A 3,616-nucleotide genomic window follows, 5' to 3' on the forward strand; every position below is an offset into this window, starting at 1 on the left:
TTGTGGCGGGCCCGCGCCCGCCGCTGTCGATGCCTGCTGCGTCAGGGATGCGGACACCAAGGCCACCGGCGCATCGGGTTGCGGCTGCGCAACCGCGCCGGCCACCGAGACGCGAGAGAATATGGCGGCCGGCGTCGATGCCTGACCGATCCGTCCTGCGCAAGGCGATCTGGGCGCTTGGGCTGACACAGATCATCGGCTACGGCACGCTCTATTACAGCTTCTCGATCCTGGCGCCGGCGATGGCTGGGGAGTTCGGGCTGACGGAAGGCTGGGTGTTCGGCGCCTTGTCCGCCTCGCTGTTTGCCGGCAGCCTGTTCGCGCCGACTGCCGGGCGGTGGGCCGACCGCTTCGGCGCCGGCCGCATCATGACCGTCGGCTCGGTTGCGGCAGCGGTGGCGCTGGCGCTGTGCGCTGTCGCGCCCGGCCGCGTGAGCTTCGTTCTGGCCTTGCTGGCGATGGAACTGGCCTCCAGCTTCGTTCTCTATAGCGCCGCCTTCGTTGCGATCGTGCAGATCGGGGTTCCCCGGCCGCAGCGCAGCATCACCCATCTGACGCTGATCGCCGGGTTCGCCTCGACCCTGTTCTGGCCGCTGACCTCGGCGCTGCATGCGCATTTGACATGGCGCGAGGTCTATCTCATGTTCGCGGCGCTCAATCTCGGGCTCTGCCTGCCGATCCACGCCTGGCTGATGCGCCTGTCGCGCCGCCATGCGACGGCCGCGAGCCAAGAGCGCGGGTCCGCTCCTTATGAAGCGGGCGCTCCGCTCGATCCGAGGCGCGGCCGGGCCGTGTTCCTGCTCATGCTTGCGGGGTTCGCCAGCGAGGGCTTCGTGCTGTCGGCGATCCTCATCCACATGGTGCCGCTGACCGCAGCCCTTGGGCTTGGCACCGCCGGCCTTTTCGTCTCGACCATGTTCGGGCCGGCGCAGGTCGCCAGCCGGCTGATCAACATGCTGTTTGGCGGACGGCTGCAGCAAACGCATCTCGCGGTCATCGCAGCTTTGCTGCTCACAGCCGGGTTGTGTGCGCTGCTGCTGACCACGCCATGGCTGCCCGGCGCTTTTCTGTTCGTGTTGCTGTTTGGCCTCGGTTCCGGTCTCACCAGCATCGTCGGCGGCACCTTGCCGCTCGAGCTCTTCGGCCGCGAGGGCTATGGCGCGCGGCTCGGATGGGCGAGCGCTGCCCGCCAGTTCACTTCGGCCTTCGCGCCGTTCGCGCTCGCCTTCATGATGGCGCGGACATCCGTCGCCAATTCCCTGTGGGTGCTGGTGGTTGTCGCCGCGAGCGGCGTGGTTGCCTTCCTCGCCATCGCGCTACTCAGGCGGCGCGGCCGGGCAGCGTTCGCGATTGGCGGCAGACCGGAAGAGGCGACCTGATCGCCGGCTCAATGCCGCAGAATCTTGCTCAGGAAAGCGCGGCTGCGGTCGGTCTTGGGGTGCGAGAAGAATTCTTCCGGCGTGCCGCTTTCGACGATGGCGCCGGCGTCCATGAACACCACGCGCTGGGCGACCTTGCGGGCAAAGCCCATCTCGTGCGTCACCACCATCATGGTCATGCCTTCCTCCGCGACCGCCACCATGACGTCGAGCACTTCGGAAATCATCTCGGGATCGAGCGCCGAGGTCGGCTCGTCGAACAGCATGACCTTGGGCCGCATGCCGAGGCAACGGGCGATCGCCACGCGCTGCTGCTGGCCGCCGGAGAGCTGTGCGGGATAGGCATTGACCTTGTCGGCGAGGCCAACCTTGGCCAGCAATTCGCGGCCTGCTTTTTCAGCCTCGGAGCGCGGGACCTTGCGGACGTGGATGGGGGCGAGCGTGACGTTTTCGAGTGCCGTCTTGTGCGGGTAGAGGTTGAACGACTGGAAGACGAAGCCGATCTCGGTGCGCAGCCGCGTCATGTTGGTGGCGGGGTCGCCCAGGCGTTGACCGTCGACGACGAGGTCGCCGTCCTTGATGGCCTCCAGGCCGTTGACGCAGCGGATCAGCGTGCTCTTGCCCGAGCCGCTCGGGCCGCAGACGACGACCACTTCGCGCGGCTCGACGCTGAGCGTGATATCCTTGAGCACATTGAGCGTGCCGAACCATTTGTTGACGCCGCGAAAGTCGATCATGCCGGTTTTGGCAAGGCCCGTTTTGGTCATGTTTTCTGGACCTTTGGGGTTGGAAGTCACAACTGCACCTCGCCATGCGCCGCGCCCATGCGCCGTTCGAGCCGGCGGGCCAGCATGATCAGGGGATAGCAGACGATGAAATAGCCGACGCCGACGAGAAAGAAGACCAGCAGACCATTGGGCACACGCTGCACCACCAGCCAGCCGACGCGGGTGAGGTCGGTGAGTCCGATCGCCGAGACGACGGAAGAATCCTTGATCAGCAGCACATACTGCCCGACCAGCGGCGGCAGCACGATGCGCATCGCCTGCGGCAGCACCACCTGGCGCATGCGTTGCCAGCGCGACAGGCCGGACGCCAGCGCTGCCTCGACCTGGCCTGTCGGCACCGAGCGGATGCCGGCGACGACGATCTCGCAGATGAAGCAGGCGGCGAGATTGGTCAGCGCGATGATGCCGGCGGTGAAGGCGTCGAGTTCGATGCCGAACTCCGGCAGGATGAAGAAGATCAGGAAGATCTGCACCAGGAACGGCGTGCCGCGGATCAGGTCGACCCAGGCCCCGATCAAGCCCGAGATCAGCCGGTTGCCGCCGGTGCGCAGGATGCCGAGGCCGAAGCCGAGCAGGGTGCCGAGCACAAGGCTGATCAGCGACAGCATCACGGTCATGCCGAGGCCGCGCAGGGCCAGCGGATAGGAGCCGGCGAGGCCTTGCAACTGTTGCCAGATCATGTCCGCGCCCCCGCCGTGCCGAGCCAGCGGCTGGAGACGCCAGCCAGTCCTTTCAGGCCGTAATAGAGCAGCAGGTAGAAGGCGGCGATGGTGAGGAAACCTTCCGCCGGCATGAAGCGGTCGGAGGCGAGCAATTGGCCGGCGCGCGTCAGTTCGGAAACTGAGATCAGCGACAGAAGGGCGGAATCCTTGACCAGCACGATCGCCTGGCCGAGCAGCGGCGGGATCGTCACCTTGAAGGCTTGCGGCAGGACGACCAGGCGCATGCGCTGGACGTAGGTCATGCCCGAAGCGACGCTGGCCTCGACCTGACCACGCGGGATCGACAGGACGCCGGCGCGAATGATTTCAGCGATATAGGCGCCGCTGTTCAGTGACAGCGCGAGGATACCGACTGCCAGTTCAGGCAGGACGAAGCCGAGCCGGGGCAGGCCGAAATAGAGGAAATAGAGCTGCGCCAGCAAGGGCGTGGCGCGCACGGCGTCGATATAGGCCTTGGCCGGCACGCGAAACAGCCAGCCGCGCTGCAGGTTCATGGCGCACAGCACGATGCCGACGATAAGCGCGCCGACAAAGGACAGCGCCGACAGCCAGACGGTCGTGATCAGACCCTGTCCGAACAGCGGCAGGTATTCGACAATGGTGCGGAAACTGAAATTTTCGAGCATCGTTGGGTGCAATCCCCAGAGTGCAGGAAACGACGGATGAAGCGAAATTCCAGGCGGTTCGCGGCGCTTGAGACGCGCGCGAAACCGCCCGGGGTCTATCG

General features: G+C 66.0%; 4 protein-coding genes. 1 reads left to right on the top strand and 3 read right to left on the bottom strand.

Annotated elements, in window-relative coordinates:
* The first annotated feature begins 137 nt into the window (after positions 1-137).
* Positions 138-1,379 (top strand): arsenite efflux MFS transporter ArsK, encoded by a 1,242-nt coding sequence (gene arsK / locus EN943_RS36030; RefSeq protein ID WP_127416499.1) that lies wholly within the window; start codon positions 138-140, stop codon positions 1,377-1,379.
* 8 nt (positions 1,380-1,387) lie between these two features.
* Here the strand turns inward: arsK and EN943_RS36035 are convergent, their stop codons facing one another.
* From EN943_RS36035 to EN943_RS36045, 3 genes are all read right to left on the bottom strand, one after another.
* Positions 1,388-2,116: an amino acid ABC transporter ATP-binding protein gene (locus tag EN943_RS36035; protein WP_164778575.1), complete on the bottom strand. Its 729-nt coding sequence runs from the start codon at positions 2,114-2,116 to the stop codon at positions 1,388-1,390.
* Between the two features lie 56 nt (positions 2,117-2,172).
* Positions 2,173-2,847: an amino acid ABC transporter permease gene (locus EN943_RS36040; protein WP_127416501.1), complete on the bottom strand. Its 675-nt coding sequence runs from the start codon at positions 2,845-2,847 to the stop codon at positions 2,173-2,175.
* A partial coding sequence (locus EN943_RS36045) for an amino acid ABC transporter permease (protein ID WP_348630118.1) occupies positions 2,844-3,616 on the bottom strand: 773 nt, incomplete at its 5' end. The genes EN943_RS36045 and EN943_RS36040, both read right to left, overlap by 4 nt.

Source organism: Mesorhizobium sp. M7A.F.Ca.US.006.01.1.1 (assembly GCF_003997935.1).
Classification (GTDB): Bacteria; Pseudomonadota; Alphaproteobacteria; order Rhizobiales; family Rhizobiaceae; genus Mesorhizobium.

Bases quoted from the DNA above. Each gene is read 5' to 3' on its own strand.
- arsK (WP_127416499.1), top strand. From the start codon at position 138: ATGCCTGACCGATCCGTCCTGCGCAAGGCGATCTGGGCGCTTGGGCTG.
- EN943_RS36035 (WP_164778575.1), bottom strand. From the start codon at position 2,116: ATGATCGACTTTCGCGGCGTCAACAAATGGTTCGGCACGCTCAATGTG.
- EN943_RS36040 (WP_127416501.1), bottom strand. From the start codon at position 2,847: ATGATCTGGCAACAGTTGCAAGGCCTCGCCGGCTCCTATCCGCTGGCC.